This window comes from Amycolatopsis sp. NPDC003861 (genome assembly GCF_053605405.1).
Genome location: NZ_JBSGJD010000016.1, coordinates 50,088 through 68,702 on the forward strand (window position 1 = coordinate 50,088; position 18,615 = coordinate 68,702).

An 18,615-nucleotide genomic window follows, 5' to 3' on the forward strand; every position below is an offset into this window, starting at 1 on the left:
ATGGACACCATCACTCGTACCTCCGGGGGCGGCCTGGCGCGGCTGGCCGGCTGGGCGCAACGCCACCGGTGGCTCGCCGTCGCGCTCTGGGCGCTGGTCCTCATCGGCGTCACGTTCACCTCGCAACTGGCCGGCAGCGCGTTCCACGACGACAACTCGTTGCCCGGCACCGAATCCCAGCAGGTCGTGGACCTGCTCAAGAACTCCGCGCAGTCCGGCGCGAACGCGCAGATCGTGCTGAAAGCCGACAATGGCCTCGCCGCCGACCGGGCGCCGATCGACGCCATGCTCGGCGAAGTCCGGTCCCTGCCGCACGTTCGCTCGGTCACCGACACGACGCTCTCTCCCGACGGACGGATCGGTTACGCCACCGTCACTTTCGACGCGGCGTCGACCGATCTCCCCTACGACGACATCGTGCAGTTCGCCGACACCGCCAAGCGGGCCGGGCCGGTCGAGGTGGCGCTCGCCGGGGACCCGATCGAGCGGATCTCCGAGAGCGGCGGTCCCGCGGAGGGCGTCGGCTTGCTCGCCGCGCTGGTCATCCTCGTGTTCCTGTTCCGCTCGCTGCTGGCGGCCGGGCTGCCGGTCATCACGGCGGTGTTCGCGGTCGGCAGCACGCTGGGCGTGATCACGGTCGTCTCGCACTTCGTCGACATCGCGAGCTACACCTCGCCGCTGATGATGCTGGTCGGATTCGGCGTCGGCGTCGACTACGCGCTGCTGATCTTTTCCCGCTACCGCACGGAAATCCTCGCCGGCCACGACCGCGATTCGGCCGCCCGGCGGGCCCTCGACACGGCAGGCCGCTCGGTCCTGTTCGCCGGGACGACGGTGATCATCGCCCTGCTCGGCCTCCTCGCGCTCGGGCTCGGCGGGCTGCGCGGGGTCGCGCTGTCCGTCGCGCTGACGGTCCTGATGACGATGCTCGCGTCGGTGACGCTCCTGCCCGCGCTGCTGTCGCTGTTCGGCAAGCGGCTCGAGCGAGGGATCCGCCGGCACGCTCTTCGGAAGGAGCACGGCAAGGCGTGGCGACGGCTCGCCGACGGTGTCCAACGCCGTCCGCTGGCGCCGCTCGCCCTGGGGCTGATCGTCCTCATCGGACTGTCCATTCCGGCCGCCGGCCTGCGGCTCGGGTTCGCCGACGCGAGCACCGACCCGGCCGGTTCCACCACGCGCAAGGCCTACGACCTGCTGGCCGAAGGCTTCGGCCCGGGCTTCACCGGCCCGCTCGCCATCGTCACCGAAGACGGCGAAACCGTTGCGCTGCAGAGGAAACTCACGTCGACTCCGGGCATCGCCCAGGTCCTGCCGCCGATGGGCCGGACGGTTCTGGCGTTCCCGACGACGTCACCGCAGGACGAAGCCACCGCCGATCTGGTGACGCGGCTGCGGACGGACGTCCTCCCGACGCTGCCGGGCCACTACCTCGTCGGCGGTTCGGTCGCGGCGGCGACGGACTTCGCGGACGCCGTCGCGGACCGGCTGCCACTGTTCGTGCTGGTCGTCGTCGGGTTGTCGGCGTTGCTGCTGATGGTGGTGTTCCGTTCGGTGCTGATCCCGCTCAAAGCGGCGCTGCTGAACCTGCTGAGCATCGGCGCTTCGCTCGGCGTGATGACGCTGGTGTTCGGCGACGGCTGGTTCGGCGCGCAGCCGGGCCCGATCGAGGCGTTCGTCCCGGTGATGATCTTCGCGATCGTCTTCGGGCTGTCGATGGACTACGAGGTGTTCCTGGTGTCCCGGATGCACGAGGAGTGGCGCCGCACGGGCAATGCACAGTCGGCGGTGCGCGAAGGCCTGGCCTCGACGGGAGCGGTGATCACCGCGGCGGGCGCGATCATGGTCCTGGTGTTCGGAGCGTTCCTGCTGGACCCGTCCCGCATGCTGGCCCAGTTCGGTCTCGGCTTGGCGGTCGCGGTCCTGCTGGACGCACTGGTGATCCGCTGCTTGGTCGTCCCCGCGATCATGCGCCTGCTCGGGGCCCGCGCGTGGTGGCTGCCGCGGTGGCTGGATCGCCGGCTGCCGCACTTCGCGCTGGAGCCCTAGCCGAGGATCAGAAGCGCGGCCAGCACGATGGCCGCGACCACGATTACCGCCGCGGCCAGCCACCAGAATCGCCGGGCCGCGGCGGATCGGCGCTTTTTCACCGGGTAGGGGTCATCCGGCCGCGAGATCCACGCGTGCTCTTCAATGCGTTTGACCCACACCTTGCGAAAGGTGGGAGCGGCCGCCGCCTTACTCGGCCGGACCACTTCATCGAAAAACCAGGTCGAAGTCGAGAGGACGAGCACGCCATTGGAACAGGCGAGCGCGTCTTTCAGCGCTTGATCATCGACCAAGCGCTGAGTCTTGTTGATCGCCGGCGAGGTCCGCCGAGTCGGCTCGCCGGCGATCTCACCAGCGTGCAACGCCATCCGTAGCCGCATCTGCGCTTGCTTCTCGTTCTGCGCGTTGTGCACCCGGACCTCTTTTGCCAGGCACTGAGTAAACCGTTCGACGAGCGCCGACTTCCCGAATTGTGCCGGCACCAGAACGAGATAGCCGTCGCCATTGACCTCATGATACAATTCGTCCCACGGCATGCCGGAATCGGAAAATGCCGCTATCAACGCTTCGTGAAGACCTTTTCTCAGCGCCTCGAGGTCATCGCTCGTCCTTTCAGGTGCGCTATAGCCTTCGACGTCGAACGCAGCGATAGTTCGGTGAACAGGGGCTGCCATACGGCCAAGCCTCCCTCGCGCCGGTGAAAGAGGAGCACCCGGGATCGTACTAGCAGAGCAGCGACCACGAATGGGCGATAGATCATCGCTCGCCCCCGGCTCACTCGCTTCGGCGCGCACCGACGGATCCGGCACCTACCTTCGCCACCATGGAGATCAAGCCACGGATCCTCTACTTCGGCACCCCGGTGGTCCTGCTCAGCACCGAGAACGACGACGGCAGCCCGAACCTCGCGCCGATGTCCTCGGCCTGGGCGCTCGGCTGGACGGTCGTCCTCGGGATCGCCGCCGACGGGCAGACCGCGCACAACCTCCGCGCGCGCCCCGACGTCGTCGTCAACCTGCCCGGTCCGCACCCGTGGGAAGCGGTGGAACGCCTGGCCCCGCTCACCGGCCGCGATCCCGTTCCCCGGAGCAAGCCGTTGTTCCGCCACGAGCGCGCGAAGTTCGAAGCGGCCGGCCTGACCCCGGAGCCGGCGCGCCTGGTGCGTCCGCCCCGGGCAAGCGAGTGCCCGCTGCAGCTGGAAGCGCGGGCGGTGGCGGTGCACTCGAACAGCGACTTCCTGATCGTCGAGGCCGAGGTGCTGGCCGTGCACGCCGATCCCGCGCTGGTCGTGCCCGGCACCGAGCACGTCGACCCGGAGGCGTGGAGCCCGCTGATCTACAACTTCCGCCACTACTTCGGCCTCGGGCCGGAACTCGGCCACAGCTTCCGGTCCGAAACGCGCTGAAGGGGCTCCCCGGCCGAAGCCGAGGAGCCCCTTCGGGCACCGCTTATTCGTAGATCTCGCCCTTGGCGGCCTTCTCCACCAGCGAGGCCGGCGGCTCGAAGTGGTCGCCGTACCGGGCGGCCAGCTCACGCGCCCGGTCGACGAAGCCCTGCAGGCCACCCTCGTACTGGTTGATGTACTGGATGACGCCGCCGGTCCACGCCGGGAAGCCGATGCCGAAGATCGAGCCGATGTTGGCGTCCGCGACCGACGTCAGCACGCCCTCGTCGAAGCACTTCACCGTTTCCAGGGCCTCGGCGAAGAGCATCCGCTCCTTGAGGTCCTCGAACGGCACCTGCGCCGTGCCCGACTTGAACGCGTCCCGCAGCCCCGGCCACAAGCCGGTCCGCTTGCCGTCTTCCCCATAGGAGTAGAAGCCCGCGCCGGTCGAGCGGCCCTTGCGGTCGAACTCCTCGACCATCCGGTCGATCACGGTCTCCGACGCGTGCGCCTTCCACACGCCACCGGCCGCCTCGACGGCCTCGCGGGTCTCCTTGCGGATCTTGCGCGGCAGGGTCAGCGTCAGCTCGTCCATCAGCTGCAGCGGCGGCGCCGGGTAGCCGGCCTGCGAACCCGCCTGCTCGATCGACGCCGGCTCGACGCCCTCGCCCAGCGCGGCGACGGCCTCGTTGATGAACGTGCCGATGACGCGCGAGGTGAAGAAGCCGCGGCTGTCGTTGACGACGATCGGGGTCTTCTTGATCTGGAGCGTGTAGTCGAACACCTTGGCCAGCGTGGCCGGCGACGTCTTCTCGCCGCAGATGATCTCGACCAGCGGCATCTTGTCCACCGGCGAGAAGAAGTGGATCCCGATGAAGTCCTCGGTGCGCTGCACGCCCTCGGCGAGGGTGGTGATCGGCAGCGTCGAGGTGTTCGAGCCCAGGACGGCGTCGGCGTTGACGATGCTCTCGATCTCGCCGAACACCTTGTGCTTCAGCTCGACGCTCTCGAACACGGCCTCGATGACGAAGTCGACGCCCGCGAAGTCGGCCGGGTCGGCGGTCGGCTTGATCTTGGCCAGCAGCGCGTCCGACTTCTCCTGCGTGGTCTTGCCGCGCGAGAGGGCCTTCTGCTCCAGCTTCTCCGCGTAGCCCTTGCCCTTCTCGGCCGCCTCCTGCGAGACGTCCTTGAGGACGACGTCGATGCCCGCCTTCGCCGACACGTACGCGATCGCCGCGCCCATCATGCCCGCGCCGAGGACGCCGACCTTCTTGGCCGTGTACTTCTCGAAGCCGTCCGGCCGCGAGCCGCCGGAGTTGATGGTCTGCAGGTCGAAGAAGAACGCCTTCGTCATGTTCTTCGAGACCTGGCCGGTGGCGAGGTGGATGAAGTAGCGCGTCTCGATCTGGATCGCGGTGTCGAAGTCGACCTGCGCGCCCTCGATCGCGGCGGCCAGGATCGCCCGCGGCGCCGGCATGTTCGCGCCCTTGATCTGCTTGCGCAGGTTCGCCGGGAACGCCGGCAGGTTGGCCGCGAAGCTCGGGTTCGACGGGGTGCCGCCCGGGATCTTGTAGCCCTTGACGTCCCACGGCTGCACGCCGCCCTCGGGGTTCGCCTTGATCCACGCCTTCGCGGCGGGGACGAGCTCCTCGACCGAGCCGACGAGCTCGTGCACCAGGCCCAGCTCGAGGGCCTTGGCCGGACGGTGCCGCTGGCCCTGGAGCAGGACGTTCAGCAGCGCGCTCTGGATGCCGAGCAGGCGCACGGTGCGCACGACGCCACCGCCGCCGGGCAACAGGCCCAGCGTCACCTCGGGCAGGCCGATCTGGCTGCCCTTGACGTCGGCGGCGATGCGGTGGTGCGTCGCCAGCGCGATCTCCAGGCCGCCGCCGAGCGCGGCGCCGTTGATCGCCGCGACGACCGGCTTGCCGAGCTGCTCGATGCGGCGCATCTGCCCCTTCATCAGGGTGCTGCCCTCGGTCAGCTCGACCGCGTGCTCGGGCTTGGCCTGGATGAGGTCGTTGAGGTCGCCGCCGGCGAAGAAGGTCTTCTTGGCGGACGTGAGGACCACACCGGTGATGTTGTCCTTCTCCGCTTCGAGGCGGTCGACCGTGACACCGAGCGACTCGCGGAAGTCGGCGTTCATCGTGTTCGCCGACTGGTTCGGGTCGTCCAGGGTCAGGGTGACGATGCCGTCTTCGTCCTGTTCCCAGCGGATGGTCTTGCTCTCGGCCATTGGAGTCCTCACACCCGCTCGATGATGGTCGCGACGCCCATGCCGCCGCCGATGCACAGGGTCACCAGGGCGCGGCGCGCCTGGCGGCGTTCCAGCTCGTCGACCACGGTGCCGACCAGCATCGCGCCGGTGGCGCCGAGCGGGTGGCCCATGGCGATCGCGCCGCCGTTGACGTTGACCTTCTCCTCGTCGAGGTGCAGGTCCTTGATCCACTTGAGCACGACGGACGCGAACGCCTCGTTGAGCTCCCACAGGTCGATGTCCTCGGGCTTGAGGCCCGCGGCCTTCAGCACCTTCTCGGTGGCCGGGGTCGGCCCGGTCAGCATGATCGTCGGCTCGGAGCCGATCGACGCGGTGGCCACGATCCGGGCGCGCGGGGTCAGCCCGAAGGTCTTGCCGACCTGCTCGGAGCCGACGAGGACCAGCGCGGCGCCGTCGACGATGCCGGAGGAGTTGCCGCCGGTGTGGACGTGGTTGATGCGCTCGACCGAGTGGTACTTCTGCAGCGCGACGGCGTCGAAGCCGCCCAGCTCGCCGATGCCGGCGAAGGCGGGCTTGAGCTTGCCGAGGCCCTCGACGGTGGACCCGGGGCGACGGTGCTCGTCGTGGTCGAGGACGGTGACGCCGTTGATGTCCTTGACCGGTACGACGGACTTGGCGAAGTAGCCGCCGGACCAGGCGGCCTCGGCGCGGTCCTGCGAGCGGACGGCCCAGCGGTCGACGTCCTCGCGGGAGAAGCCTTCGATGGTCGCGATCAGGTCGGCGCCGGTGCCCTGCGGGACGATGTAGTTGTCGTAGGCGGTGGCCGGGTCCATGAACAGCGCGCCGCCGTCGGAGCCCATCGGCACGCGCGACATCGACTCGACACCGCCGGCGATGATCAGGTTGTCCCAGCCGGAGCGCACCTTCTGCGCGGCGGTGTTGGTGGCCTCGAGGCCGGAGGCGCAGAAGCGGTTGAGCTGCACGCCGGCGACGGTCTCGGGCAGGCCCGCGTTGAGGGCGGCGGTGCGCGCGATGACGGCGCCCTGCTCCCCGACGGGCGAGACGACGCCGAGCACGATGTCGTCGATCGCCTGCGGGTCGAGGTTCGGGTGGCGGACCTTGAGTTCGTTGATCAGGCCGACCACCAGGTCGACCGGCTTGGTGCCGTGCAGGGCACCGCCCTTGTTCTTGCCGCGAGGCGTGCGGATCGCCTCGTAGATGTAGGCCTCGCTACTCACTGAACAACTCCTCGCGAGCGATGTCGGACGTCGTCGTACCGTGACCGATGATACCGGCCAGTAGGGCTAATGGCCATTAACATATCGCCGGATAACCCCATGGTGTCAATGGGTTGCAGGTGTGCCGTTAACCGCTATCGTTCACTCACCATGACCGACTCAGTGCGTAGTGCGCGCCCCCGCGACCGCAAGGCCCAGCTGGCCGCGGTGGCGGCGGAGCTGTTCCGCGCCCGAGGCTTCCCCGGAGTCGGCATAAAGGACATAGCGGACGCGGCAGGGGTGACGGGGCCGGCGCTGTACCGCCACTTCGCGGACAAGCAGGCAATCCTGGCCTACGTGGTCCTGAGCGGCTTCGAGGACATGGAGGCGGCGACGGCGGAGGCCCTGTCGGACTCGGTTCCCCCGGCTGACCAGCTCCGCTCCCTCCTCGACCGCCTCGCAGGTCAGGCGGTCGAGCGACGCGAGATCGCGGCCTTGTGGCGCTGGGAGGGCCGTCACCTGCCGAAGGAGGACCAGCGCGAGATCGCCCGCCGATCAGCGCTGGCCCTGGCGGCGTGGTCGAAGGCCCTCCAGACCCGGCGCCCGGACCTGCCGGCCGAGGACGCCGAGCTCCTGTGCTGGGCAGCCCTGTCGGTGTTCGGCAGCGTGTCCGTCCACCACACGTCGGTGGCACGTCGCCGCTTCGCCGCGTTGTTGGTCGAGCTGGCCTTGGGTGTGCTGAACACCACACTCCCCGAGCCGTCGTCTCCCCCTCCTGCGGTCGCATCGAGCCTGGGCAAGCCCTCCCGCCGCGAGCAGGTGCTGGCGGAGGCAACGATCCTGTTCGCCCAGAGAGGCTTCCACGACGTGAGCATGGAGGACATCGGAGCGGCGGCGGGCATAGCGGGCCCCAGCGTGTACCGCCACTTCCCCAGCAAAGCGGCATTGATGGTGGCCATCGGTCACCGAGCGGCGGACAGGCTGGCCCTGGCGGCCGAGCTGGCGTTGCAGACGTCGGACGAGCGTTCGGCCCTGCGCCGCCTGGCGGCTTCGTATGTGCACACGATCTTGCACACCCCGGAGCTGCTGGTGTCGTTCTCGGCGGACCGGGTGACGATGCCGGACCGGGACAAGGTGGACCTGCTTCGGGTGCAACGGGACTACGTGGCGCAGTGGGTGACGCTGCTGTCGGCAGTGCGGCCTGAGCTCCCGCCGCGGGAAGCGAAGATCACGGTCCACGCGGCGTTGACCATCGCGAACGACCTGGCCCGGACACGCCGGGTGGCGTCGAGACCGAACTTCGAGCCGGAGCTGACGACGCTGCTGCACAAGGTCCTCGGCGTCGTTTGATCGGCCGACCCGGTCGACGAGGCGTACGATGGATCCCACAGCCAGGATCGAGACCCGACGTGTTCTCAACACGCCGGGCATCAATCATGCCTTCGCGCCCGCTCCGGTGTTACTTTTCGCGCTTCCGATTGACGCGTGGGTTCCGGGCAAGGAGAAGTGAAGCACCGTTATGCGATCGCCGGCTTTCGGCGAGCGGCTGGGGATCAAATCCGAGCTCCTCGATCTCAGCGCCGTCTCCCTCTCCGAACTGCGGAAACTCGACACCCCGGCGCTCAGCCGTTCGATTCGTCACGCCGTGACTCGTGTCGCGCACATCCCGGTCACCGCGAGCGGCAGCAGCGGCGGCGCCAAACGCGTCGACTGAATCCACTTCGAAGGGCCGTTCCGTGCGCACCGTGGACCACCTGGCGTCCGAGTCCGATCTGCACTCGATCAGCTGGGACACCTTCGACCAGCTGGCCGTCGGGGGTGGTGGCGTGGATGCGGTGGAACTGTTGCGCAGCGCGGATCGCAGCCGCCGGCTGCTCCTGCTGCTCCGGCTCGTCGAGTCGGCTCGAACCGACGACCGGCTGACCGGCCCGCTCGATCCGGCCGAACGGGCCTGGGACCTGCTGGTGCGGGCCGAGCAGGCCGATCCGGACGCCCTGGAGCGAGTCCTCGCGCATCCCTACACCGGGAGCTGGGCGGGATACACGACGCGGCTGCTCGAGCAGGGGCTGACCGGTGAGTGCCCGCTGTGGGTCCACTACGGCTACTTCCACACCCTCGCCGCCGCCGCGGCCATCCATGCGAACCTGGAATTTTCCCTCCGCGTCCCCGTCTGGGACAACGTCGTCGTACTGCCGACACTGGGCGCCGGACGGCTGGACGAAGGCGGCGGCTTCACGACGGCCGAAGTGCGGGGCGCGGCCGGTTCGTTCACGATCACCGGCGACCGCTCACAGGTCACGCCCGGCTCGGCGGCCTGGAGCAGGCTGCGGGAATTCCGGTTCGAAGCCGACGGCCGGGTCCTCGCCCTCCGGCTCGAGGACCTGGATCCCCATCGCGGTCTGTACCACCCGATCCCGCCCGACCGGCTGACCGACGCCGGCCTGGCGCACTGGCAGAACCAGCTCGGAGAGGCCTGGCAGCTGCTCGTCGAGCACCTGCCCGAGTACGCGGCCATCCTGCCCACGGGCCTGACGTCGATCGTGCCCGAGCCGGCCGTCCCGTTCCGGCTCCCCAGCGCATCGACGGGGGAAGCCTTCGGGAGCGCGGTGATCGCCGAACCCGGGACCGGCGGTCCGGCCACGCTGGCCGCCGCCCTCGTGCACGAGTTCCAGCACATCCGGCTGGGTGGCTTGCTGCAGCTCGTGCCGCTGCACGACGACGACCGCACCGAACGGCTCTACGCCCCGTGGCGGGAAGACCCGCGGCCGCTCGGTGGTCTGGTGCACGGGGTCTACGCGTTCTTCGGCGTCACCGCTTTCTGGCGGGCGCTGACGCGGGCATGTCCCGGCGATCGGCTGGCTGCCTTCGAGTTCGCCCACTGGCGCACCGTGACCTGGCGGACGCTGCAGGCCATCCGGGACGAGGCTGCGCTGACCGAAGCGGGACAGCAGTTCCTCACCGGACTCGCCGCCGTCTTCGAGCCGTGGCAAGCCGAACCGTGCACGCGCGAAGCGGTGCACTGGGCGGAAGTCCTGGCCGCGGACCACCACGCCGGCTGGCGGCTGCGCCACCTCCGCCCCGAGCCGGAAACCGTCTCGGCTCTCGTCGAGGCTTGGCGACAGCACGGCCCGTGCCCGCCGGTATCCCCGGCGACCCGGCTCGACACCGTGTCCGACGGCGAGTGGACGAACGCTCGTGCGGACCTGATCCGCGTTCGCTTCGCCGATGACGGTGACGCCGAGCTGGCGCAAGTGTGGTCGCAGGTGCGGGGAGCGCTCGACGGCGATCACCGGTTGCTCACCGGACGAGCCGGCGAAGCCGGCTCGGCTTACGAGGCCGCGCTTGCGGAAAACCCGGAGCACGCCGAAGCGCTGGTCGGCCTGGGTCTCGCCCTGCCCGCAGGGCACGCAGCCCGCGCCCTGCTCGGCGTACCGGAGGTGGTGCGTGCCGTGCACCGGGAGCTGCGCCGCACGAGCGCCGCACCGGCGGTCGTCGATTTGGCCGGCTGGATCGGCGAAGCACTGCGCTGACGTCGTCACAACGGCATCGGATCGATATCGCACTCCGCCCGCACCGCCTTCGCCGCGGCCGCGACAGCGGGGTGACCGCGCCGGAACACCCGGTCGGCCACGGCCAGAACGTCCTGGTGCTGGCTGACCGCCTCCCGGACGCGGCCGAGCCGTTCCAGGTCGAGAGCCCGGTTGAGCCGGGCCGCCAGCGTGATCGGATGGCTTTCGGACAGCGCCCGGCGCAGCCGCGCCAGTGTCTCGGTGTTCATCCGGAGGGAGCGCGGCACGTCGTCGAGGGCGAACCAGTCGTTCGCCGTGTTGATCGAGCAGGCGAGAACGTGCGGGTGGGCCGGGCCCAGCCGATCACGCAAGCCGGCCAGGGCGCGCTCGTCCCGGTGCAGCGCGCTCGCGGGATCACCGAGCATCCGCAGGGTCACCCCGATGTTGGCTTCGGCGGCCAGCGTGTGGGGATGCCGATCACCCAAGCCGGTCCGGTAGAGCGACAGCGCCTGCTCACCCAGCTCCAGTGATGCCGGCAGGTCGCCGGCGTTGCGCTGGTCGATCGAATGGGCGAGCACGCAGGCCATCGCGCTGGGGTGGCCCGACCCGTATTTGAGCCGGAACCGCTTCAGCGCACTGCCCGACAGTTCGAGCGCGGCCTCGTGGTAGCCGTCTTTGCGCTGTGCCACGGCGAGGTGGTAGTCGCGGCGGATGACGCCGTCGGTTTCCAGGCCGAACAAACCACGCACCCGCTCGACGACCCGCTGCTGCTCGATGCGCGCCCACGAATAGTCACCGAGCTCCCGGCGGCAGATGATCATGATGTTCAGGGTCATGATGGTTTCCCAGTTGTCGTACCCGAGAACCTCCGACCGGCGTTCGTAGGTGTCCTCGCCGAGCCCGCGAGCCGATTGGTAGTCACCCGCCAGCAGCAGCGAAACGACCAGGTCGTGGGCAGCGCGCAGCGCGGTCGGATCGTCGTCGCCGAAGAGGGAACGGACCTTCTCGTAGGTCCGCCGGTTGAGCTCGCGGGCCGCGTAGAAATCACCGCTGGCTTTCAACCCGACCGCCACCTGGACCTCGGCCCGCAAGGCCTGTTCGGAGTCCGGGCCCACGGTCCGCTGGTACAGCCACAAGGTCTGCCTGCTGATCGCCGAAGACTCTTCGTACTGGCCGAGCACCCAGAGCACGAACCCGAGCTGGACCGACGCGGACAGCGTCTGGGCGTCCTCGGCACCGTAACGATCCGTCCAGGCGGCGACGACTTCGCGGGCCAGTGCGACCGCACCCGCGTGGTCACCGGTGACGTACAAGAACTTCATCAGGTTGAGCAACAGCCGGCGGACCCACGGATCGTCGCAGCCGACGAGTTCGGCGTGCCGGAGGTGCGGCAGCACGATCTGGTACTGCGGCCATTGCCACGCCGTCTCGGGATCGTTCGGATCGAGGTTGGCGAGCAGGACGTGCGCGCCGTGGCGCATTTCCGCGCGCGTCCGGTCGGTCATCCGGGCGCGCAGCACCAGCTGCGCGAGCCGGTGCAGGAGCAGGGTTCCGCTGCGGTGGTCCAGCTTTCCCAACCGGTACCGGTTGAGCTCCCGGAGTGCGTGGTCCAGCAGGACGGGGTCGCGCATCGCGGTGTCCAGTTCCGGGGCGATCGACACTCCCCGGACCCCGGTGAACAGGCTGCGGGAAATCGGTTCGGCGGCGAAGAAAGCGCACACCTGGAGCAGCTGGTGCGCGGCCGGGTTGCGCACGGCCAGCCCGTCGAAGGACACGTTCCAGGCCGCCGTCATGGCGATCTCGTAGCCGGATTGCAGCGGGGCGGTCGCGAGGATCTCGGCCACCTTCTCGTCCAGCAGCCGGGTGTACTCGGCCACCGGGATGCCGGCCTCGGCTCGCCAGGCCGCGGCCAGGGCCAAGGCGATCGGCAGGTCTCCCAGCTTCTCCGCCAGCGCGTCGGCATCGGCGGGGCTGACCGCAGGGTCCCGGCGGCGCAGGAGCTCGACGCTCTCCGCGCGGGCGAACCTGTCCACTTCGATGGACTCCGCCGGGAACGAGCCGGACGGGGCGTCCAGTGCGGTCACCACGATCCGGCCCGGGCCGCCGAGCGGGAGGAACGGGCGCAGGAGCTCGGGCCGGTCGGCCGCGTCGAAGACGAGGAGCCAGCGGCGGAACGGCTTGCCCGCGCGGAGCGCCGCCAGCACGGCGGGCACCGCGGTCAGCGTCTCCTCCGCGCCGGGGAGCCGCAACTGCCGGGCCAGCTCGGTCAACGACGCCCGGACCTGGGACTCCTGGGGTGCGCTCACCCACCAGACGAGATCGTGGTCGCGCAGCTGCCGGTAGATGTACTCGACCGCGAGCTGGGTCTTGCCGAGGCCGCCCGCTCCGTAGAGCACCGCACAACGGGTCGACCGCAGTGCGGCTCCGAGCCGGTCGAGCAACTCACCGCGGCCGACAAACTCGGGGTTGCGCGCCGGGACCGCGCCCCAGACCATCGGGGCGTCGGTGGTGATCTGCCGCACCCGGCGCCGGGAGGTGGCCGCTTCGTTCCGGACGGTCGCGACCAGTGCCTCGTCCGGAGTTCCCGTCCCCACCGTCACCGGCGGGAGCATCTCCTGGTGCGCCACGGCCGCCGCGGACTCCGCCTCCTCCTCCGCCGCGGCCAGTTCCCGCTCCCGCTCCTGCAGCCGCTCGGCGCGCCACGCGTACGGACCCGAGAGCGCCCGCATGACGACTCGCTCGAGAGAGACGTCCGCGGGCTCGTCCGGCAGGGCCACCCGTTCGGGATCGGCCAGTGCGTCGGTGATCCGGACCAGCACCGGGTGCCGTTCGCCGAACCGCCGGCCGGTCGCCACGACCACCTGCACCGTCTCCGCCCGCCGCGCGGCCGCGAGAAGGGCTTCGCGGACCGGGATCGGGAAAGCGAAGACGGCGTCCTCCTCGGCCGGGCGTCCGGCAGGCAGGCCGAGGAGCCCGCTGGTGAGCACCTCGGCGACGTGCGAACTGTCGGCCTCCGGGACGAATTCCGCTCGGACGAACCGCGCGATCGGCAGGTTGACCGGCACCGCGGCGAGCAATGTCGCCAAGCGGAACGCAGGCGGGGTCGCGGCACCGAGGAAGCGCCGGGCCCGTTCCTCGGCCGTCAGCGACGAGGCCGGCTCTTCGTCGTCCTCGCCTTCGGGCATCGGCTGGTCGCGCGCCAGCAGCACGGTGGCCGGCACCGCCTTGCCGACCGAACGGGCGATCAGGCCCACCCACCAGGTGAACCACCGGCCGTCCAGTTCGAGCACCGGGACGGGCACCGCACCGGCGATCGCCTTTTCGGGTTCCGCCATGGTCATCCAGGCATCCGGCAGGTCGAACCCGTAGCGGTTGTTGGGGCGGAAGGGACCGGGTGACGTCAACCGGGCTCGGTGCAGGGCGATCCCGCTCTTCCGCCACATGTGCTGGGGAAGCAGGTGGACGAGCGCGACCGGCATCCGGCGGCTCCACTGGGCGAGCAATGGCGAAACGAGGTCTTGCCGCCACGCTTCGGCGACGCCGTCGGTCAGCACGAGCATCAGCCGCCCGCCGTACCAGTCCAGGAGTTCGGCCACGCTGTGTTGGGGCGCGTCCGGCGTACCGCCGCGCAGCACTGGAGCGAGCGAGCCGTCCGTCGCCCGGGTTTCCGTTTCCAGGTAACGGATGCGGACCGTGCGGAACGCCCCGAGTTGCTGCACGAGTTTCAGGAAGGCCGTGACTTCGTGCTGCCACAACGCCATCGACGCCCCGGCGTCCACGACCACCGTCAGGTCCAGGACGCGGGTCGTCGGCGTGGGCCGCAGCCACGGGAGCCACAGGCCGGTTTGTGCGGCTTGTTCGGCGGTCAGCTCCTCGTCCAGCTCGAGATCGTCTTCATTCGACGACGGACGCAGCTGTTTCAACGGCCGCAGGGCGCGCAGGATGTCCGGCCCGCCCGGCATCGTCGGGGGCTTCCGGCCCCGGCCGTTGACCGGCTCGCCGTTGCCGGCGCTTTCGCGGGCGCCGCGCACGAAGCCTTCGGTCAGCGGACGACGCTGCCGCTCGCTGACCGGCTCGGACCGCGCGGCGGGCTGCCCGGGTTCGGGTTGCCCGGGCCCGGGCCGCGGCGGATCTGCCGCGGCCTTCGGCTCGGGCACGGGAGGTGGGAGCTCGGGTGGCCGATCGGGCGCTGGTGGGCGCGCCTGGGATTCCGGTTCCTCGGCCGGTCGCTCCGGCAGTCGTCCCAGTACCGCCGTCAGCCAGACCGCGTCGGCGACCTCCCGCCAGGACAAGGGCACGTTGCCGGACACCTCTTCGGTCATGTCACGGCACCACTGAGTTCAGCTGACGCCACAGCGCGTCCACCAGTCGCGGCCAGGAGTCGCCTTCGTCGTGGTAGGCACCGGACGTCGCCAGGTAGACCGCTTCGAGGAGCTTGTCGACCGGCAGACCACCGTAGGCTTCGCTCCGGCTGACGAATTCCTCGATGATCCGCGACCGGTGCGTGTCAGCCGGGTCGAGTGCGTGCGCCGCCACCATGGCCGCCAGCTGTTCGATGTTCGGCTCCCGGATCTCCAGGCGCAGGCACCGCCGCAGGAACGCGGGTGGGAAGTCGCGGTCGCCGTTGCTGGTGATCACGACGAACGGGAACGCCGCGCACCGGACCCGCCCGTCCACCACCGTCGCCGTCGCGTCGGCGTCCGCGGTGAAGACCTCGACCTCCCGGGTCCGGCTGCGCATCCGCACCAGCTCCGGGATCGCGAACTCGCCGTCTTCGAACAAACTGAGCAGATCGTTCGGCAGATCGGCTTCGCTCTTGTCGAGTTCGTCGATCAGCAGCACCCGGGGCAGCCGCCGGGGCAGGAAGACCGTGCCGAGTTCGCCGAGCCGGAGGTAGTCCCCGATCGGCGGTTCCGGTTCGCCGTCCGGAACCGCGGCCGCCCGGGCACCGGCCGCTTGCGCCCGGCCGATCGCGTCGTAGTGGTACAGCCCGTTCTTGAGCGTGGTGTGGGAGGTGATCGGCCACCGGAGCACCCGGCCCAGTCCCAGCTCGCGCGCGACCCGGTAGGCGAGGCTCGACTTCCCGCTGCCCGGCCGTCCGGTGACCAGGAGGGGGCGGCGCAGGTACAGGGCGGCGTTGACCATGTCGATCTCGTGCGTGTCGACGTGCCGGGCGGTCAGCCGGTGCTCGGAACCCAGCCGCCGGGCCGCCTCCCCTTCGTCCGGTGCCACCACGTCTTCGTCCGGCAACGGGCCCCCGTCGAACACGCGCCAAGGCGGGGCGGGTGGGAGCAGGTCGGCCAGTGAAGCGCCGTGAAGCGGCCGGCCGGTCCCGTGGTAGATCCACCAGCTCGGCCGCTCAGGACGCTTTTCCCCGTTCATCCGAAATCTCCCGTGTCGCGTTCGGCAGGTAAGGGCCTTCGTCCAGAAAGAGCAGTCTGCTCGGGTCGTCCCACAGGATCACCAAATCGCGTGCGGCCTGGAAATCGGCCGAAAGCGTGTCTTTCGAGAACGCGGCGAGCCGGGAATCCCGCGTCCGGGCCGGCAGGTCGCCGAGCCCGGCACCGCCGCCGACGAGCCAGGCGACGGCTCCGCGGAGCAGGTCGGCGGGGGCATCGGGGTGCCACAGCACCACCGGGATGCCGGTCCGCAGCCCGGTCGCCAGCTCGTCCCCGCCCGGCCGCGGCCGCGCCGGCGGCGGTCCCGCCAGTACCATCACCAGCCACCGCCCGTCACTGAGAACGGCGTCGAGCCGGCGGTGCTCGGCGCCCTCGCGCGGCGGGCAGTAGTACACCCGCTCGGCCGACGGGTTGCCGAGCATCGCCGCCCAGCGGATCCGCCACGCCCGGTGCCACTGCCGCGAGAACATCCGCTCCAGCGAACGGATGACGATCGGGTAGTCGAGGAACAACGGCCGGGGGTCCCCGGTTTCGTGTTCCTTGCACCACCGGTGCACCGGCAGGTTCACCAGTTCCCGCGGCAGGACGAATTCCAGCGCCACTTCTTCCGGGTATTCCGACCACGCGCGTTCGGCGTCGACGATCAACCGGTCGACGTGGTGCTCGAGGTCCGTGCCGCGGATGGTGGTCATCCCGCCCCGGGCCGGCGGCCATTCGTGCGGATCTTCCTGCCGCCAGTGGGAGACCACGTGCCGGTCGGGGTCGATGCCGTCCAGCTCGACCATGATCACCAGGTGCAGCCGCAACCCGTCGCCACCGCGGGGTTCCTCTTCGGCACGCAGTTCGCGCAACCGGGCCTCGCCCTGCACCCGCCGGGCCTGCCAGGTGTTCCACTCCCGCAACTCGTCGCCGAGTGCCCGGGCGCACCGGGCGGCGACGAACTCGACGAAGGCGAGGGCAGGCGGCAACCCGTGTGCGGGCGTGTTGAGCTCGGTCAGCAGGCAGAACGCCTCCCACGCGTCGCCCGGTTCGCCTGCCGGGCCCGCGGCCCAGCCCGCGGCCCGCCGGACGAGCACACCCAGCGCCGGCGGGGTGAACCCGGTCAGCACGGAACGCAACCAAGGCAACTCGGAGTCCGGCAGCAGGTCGTGCATGCGCGGTTCGTGCACGAGCCGGTGCAGCAGCTCGGATTCCGGGCAGTTTGGCCGCAGCATGCGGACGGCGTGGTCGAGGGCGAGCAGTCCCCCTTCCGCCTTGGCGCAGGCGTTCACGACGTCGATCAGCTGGTCCCGCCCGGTGGCGTGATCGGACAGTGTCAACGGGAAGCCGAGGTTGTCGTGGATGAGGCCCACCAGCAGCGACCGGCTCGACCGATCGCCCGCCAAGCCCATCCCGGCGAGGACGTTGACGATCGCTTCCCGGACCGCCACGCGGACCGCCGACGGGAAGTGCAGCTCGCGGTCCGCACCGTGGGTTCGTTCTCCGGCCGACACGTGACGAACCACCTCCCCGCCCGCAAGCCCAGGAGTCGTGATTTTACCCACCGAATCCCGCAGTCGTAGTGGGCAAAACGTGGACATGCGTTGGCAGAAAACCGGCACGCAGCGCTGTGATCGGCGGCGGAACCACCGGCGAGCGGGCCGGAAAGACCGGGCGCCGCGGTGGCTGCGGCCCGGTGCAAGTCACCTGATCGGCGCACTGCGGCCGTCCCTGTCGCAGCCGCCCGGAATGCGGGACAATGAAAGCGGGCCGACGGGGTCCGTTCTCCCGGCGAGAGGAGAAAAGGGCGATGCAGGCAGCACGTTCCGGCGCGGATGCGGGAATCGAATCCGAACTTCTCGACCTCGGCGGCGTGTCGATCGCCCGGTTGCGCACCTTGGACGGTGGCGAAATACGCAGAGCACTGCGCCATGCGGTCGAACGCGTCTCGCACATCCCGGTGACCGCGAGTGGCAGCAAGGGCGCGAAGCGGGTCGATTGACCGTGACCGCCGAGGAAGTCGTGGGTCAGACCGAAGGTCTTGGGCGCCACCAGCTGCCGTGGGCGGATTTCGACGCGGTTGCGGCGGGCGAGGGTGGCCCCGGGCCGCTGCGGAAACTGCGGGCGGCCGAACGGAGCCGCCGGTTGCTGCTGATGTGCGGCCTCGTCGAGGTCGTCACCAAATCCGAAGACCTGTACCGACCGTTGCCGTCGCCGGAAATGGCGTGGGAATTGCTGGCCCGTGTCGAGCAGACGGCCCCGCAGGCCCTCGAGACAATACTGGCCCACCCGTACACGGGCACGTGGGCCGGGTACACGACCCGGCTCTACCGCCAAGACGCCACCGGTGTCTGCCCGTTCTGGGTGCACGCCGGGCACCTGCACTGCCTCGCGGCCGCGGCCGCCGTTCACGCCGGGATCCCGTTCGAGACGGAACTTCCGGTCTGGCACGGGAAAGTTTCCCTGCCGACGCTGGGAACCGCGTTGCTGCGGGCCGAGGCGCCGTTCTCCGTCGCCACGATCCGAGGCGCGGACGGTCACGTCGAGATCCGCAATCGTCATTCGGTCGTTCGACTGCCCGGCGACCTGTCCGCCGACGCGCCGGGCTGGCTCGGGATCCGCCAGGTGGTCTCCTGGTCGGACGAGCACCGGCTGGCGGTGAGGCTGGACGATCTGGATCCGTACCGAGAGCTGTACGAACCGATCCTTCCGGCGCGGCTGAGCCCGGTCGAGCTCGAATCGTGGCGGTCGGGGGGGGGCGGGGCGGGGGGGCGGGGGGTGGGGGAACAAAGCGAGAGCGCCGCGCGCCGGCCCGCACGGGGGGTATAGGTAGGGGGCGCCCCCCCCCGCCCCGGACGGCGGG

General features: G+C 70.2%; 13 protein-coding genes. 7 read left to right on the forward strand and 6 right to left on the reverse strand.

Features of this window, described 5'->3' with window-relative positions; genetic code table 11:
- Positions 1-2,046 (forward strand): MMPL family transporter, encoded by a 2,046-nt coding sequence (locus tag ACWEVN_RS07020; RefSeq protein WP_452050569.1) that lies wholly within the window; start codon positions 1-3, stop codon positions 2,044-2,046.
- Here the strand turns inward: ACWEVN_RS07020 and ACWEVN_RS07025 are convergent.
- Complete coding sequence (locus ACWEVN_RS07025; RefSeq protein WP_452050570.1) at positions 2,043-2,720, reverse strand: hypothetical protein; 678 nt, start codon at positions 2,718-2,720, stop codon at positions 2,043-2,045. The two genes, ACWEVN_RS07020 and ACWEVN_RS07025, sit on opposite strands and share 4 nt — an antisense overlap.
- 149 nt (positions 2,721-2,869) lie before the next feature.
- On the opposite strand from ACWEVN_RS07025, the gene ACWEVN_RS07030 reads away from it, so the two are divergent.
- A complete protein-coding gene (locus tag ACWEVN_RS07030) occupies positions 2,870-3,451 on the forward strand; it encodes a flavin reductase family protein (RefSeq protein ID WP_452050571.1) in 582 nt (193 codons plus the stop codon).
- A gap of 43 nt (positions 3,452-3,494) precedes the next feature.
- Here the strand turns inward: ACWEVN_RS07030 and ACWEVN_RS07035 are convergent, their stop codons facing one another.
- Both ACWEVN_RS07035 and ACWEVN_RS07040 read right to left on the reverse strand, forming a co-directional pair.
- Positions 3,495-5,666 (reverse strand): 3-hydroxyacyl-CoA dehydrogenase NAD-binding domain-containing protein, encoded by a 2,172-nt coding sequence (locus ACWEVN_RS07035; RefSeq protein ID WP_452050572.1) that lies wholly within the window; start codon positions 5,664-5,666, stop codon positions 3,495-3,497.
- An 8-nt stretch (positions 5,667-5,674) separates the two neighbouring features.
- On the reverse strand, positions 5,675-6,886 hold the full coding sequence (locus tag ACWEVN_RS07040; RefSeq protein ID WP_449683548.1) for an acetyl-CoA C-acetyltransferase: 1,212 nt from the start codon (positions 6,884-6,886) through the stop codon (positions 5,675-5,677).
- A 150-nt stretch (positions 6,887-7,036) separates the two neighbouring features.
- On the opposite strand from ACWEVN_RS07040, the gene ACWEVN_RS07045 reads away from it, so the two are divergent.
- From ACWEVN_RS07045 to ACWEVN_RS07055, 3 genes are all read left to right on the forward strand, one after another.
- Positions 7,037-8,215: a TetR/AcrR family transcriptional regulator gene (locus ACWEVN_RS07045; protein WP_452050573.1), complete on the forward strand. Its 1,179-nt coding sequence runs from the start codon at positions 7,037-7,039 to the stop codon at positions 8,213-8,215.
- A 169-nt stretch (positions 8,216-8,384) separates the two neighbouring features.
- Positions 8,385-8,579: a hypothetical protein gene (locus ACWEVN_RS07050; RefSeq protein ID WP_449683550.1), complete on the forward strand. Its 195-nt coding sequence runs from the start codon at positions 8,385-8,387 to the stop codon at positions 8,577-8,579.
- A gap of 22 nt (positions 8,580-8,601) precedes the next feature.
- Positions 8,602-10,395 (forward strand): HEXXH motif domain-containing protein, encoded by a 1,794-nt coding sequence (locus tag ACWEVN_RS07055; RefSeq protein WP_452050574.1) that lies wholly within the window; start codon positions 8,602-8,604, stop codon positions 10,393-10,395.
- Positions 10,396-10,400: 5 nt separating this feature from the next.
- Here ACWEVN_RS07055 and fxsT read toward each other — a convergent pair whose 3' ends face one another.
- Genes fxsT through ACWEVN_RS07070 form a run of 3 tightly spaced genes read right to left on the reverse strand, consistent with a single transcriptional unit; the run spans position 10,401 to position 17,266 of the window.
- On the reverse strand, positions 10,401-14,696 hold the full coding sequence (gene fxsT, locus ACWEVN_RS07060; RefSeq protein ID WP_452050575.1) for an FxSxx-COOH system tetratricopeptide repeat protein: 4,296 nt from the start codon (positions 14,694-14,696) through the stop codon (positions 10,401-10,403).
- A gap of 1 nt (position 14,697) precedes the next feature.
- Positions 14,698-15,756, reverse strand: a complete 1,059-nt coding sequence (locus tag ACWEVN_RS07065; RefSeq protein WP_449683553.1) for an AAA family ATPase — start codon at positions 15,754-15,756, stop codon at positions 14,698-14,700.
- Positions 15,734-17,266, reverse strand: coding sequence for a VMAP-C domain-containing protein (locus ACWEVN_RS07070; RefSeq protein WP_452050576.1), 1,533 nt, complete (start codon positions 17,264-17,266; stop codon positions 15,734-15,736). The genes ACWEVN_RS07065 and ACWEVN_RS07070 overlap by 23 nt, the downstream gene beginning before the upstream one ends.
- A 296-nt stretch (positions 17,267-17,562) precedes the next feature.
- Between ACWEVN_RS07070 and ACWEVN_RS07075 the strand changes: the two genes are divergently transcribed.
- Positions 17,563-17,754: a hypothetical protein gene (locus ACWEVN_RS07075; protein WP_449683555.1), complete on the forward strand. Its 192-nt coding sequence runs from the start codon at positions 17,563-17,565 to the stop codon at positions 17,752-17,754.
- 2 nt (positions 17,755-17,756) lie between these two features.
- Positions 17,757-18,581, forward strand: coding sequence for a hypothetical protein (locus ACWEVN_RS07080; RefSeq protein WP_452050577.1), 825 nt, complete (start codon positions 17,757-17,759; stop codon positions 18,579-18,581).
- Positions 18,582-18,615: the final 34 nt, after the last annotated feature.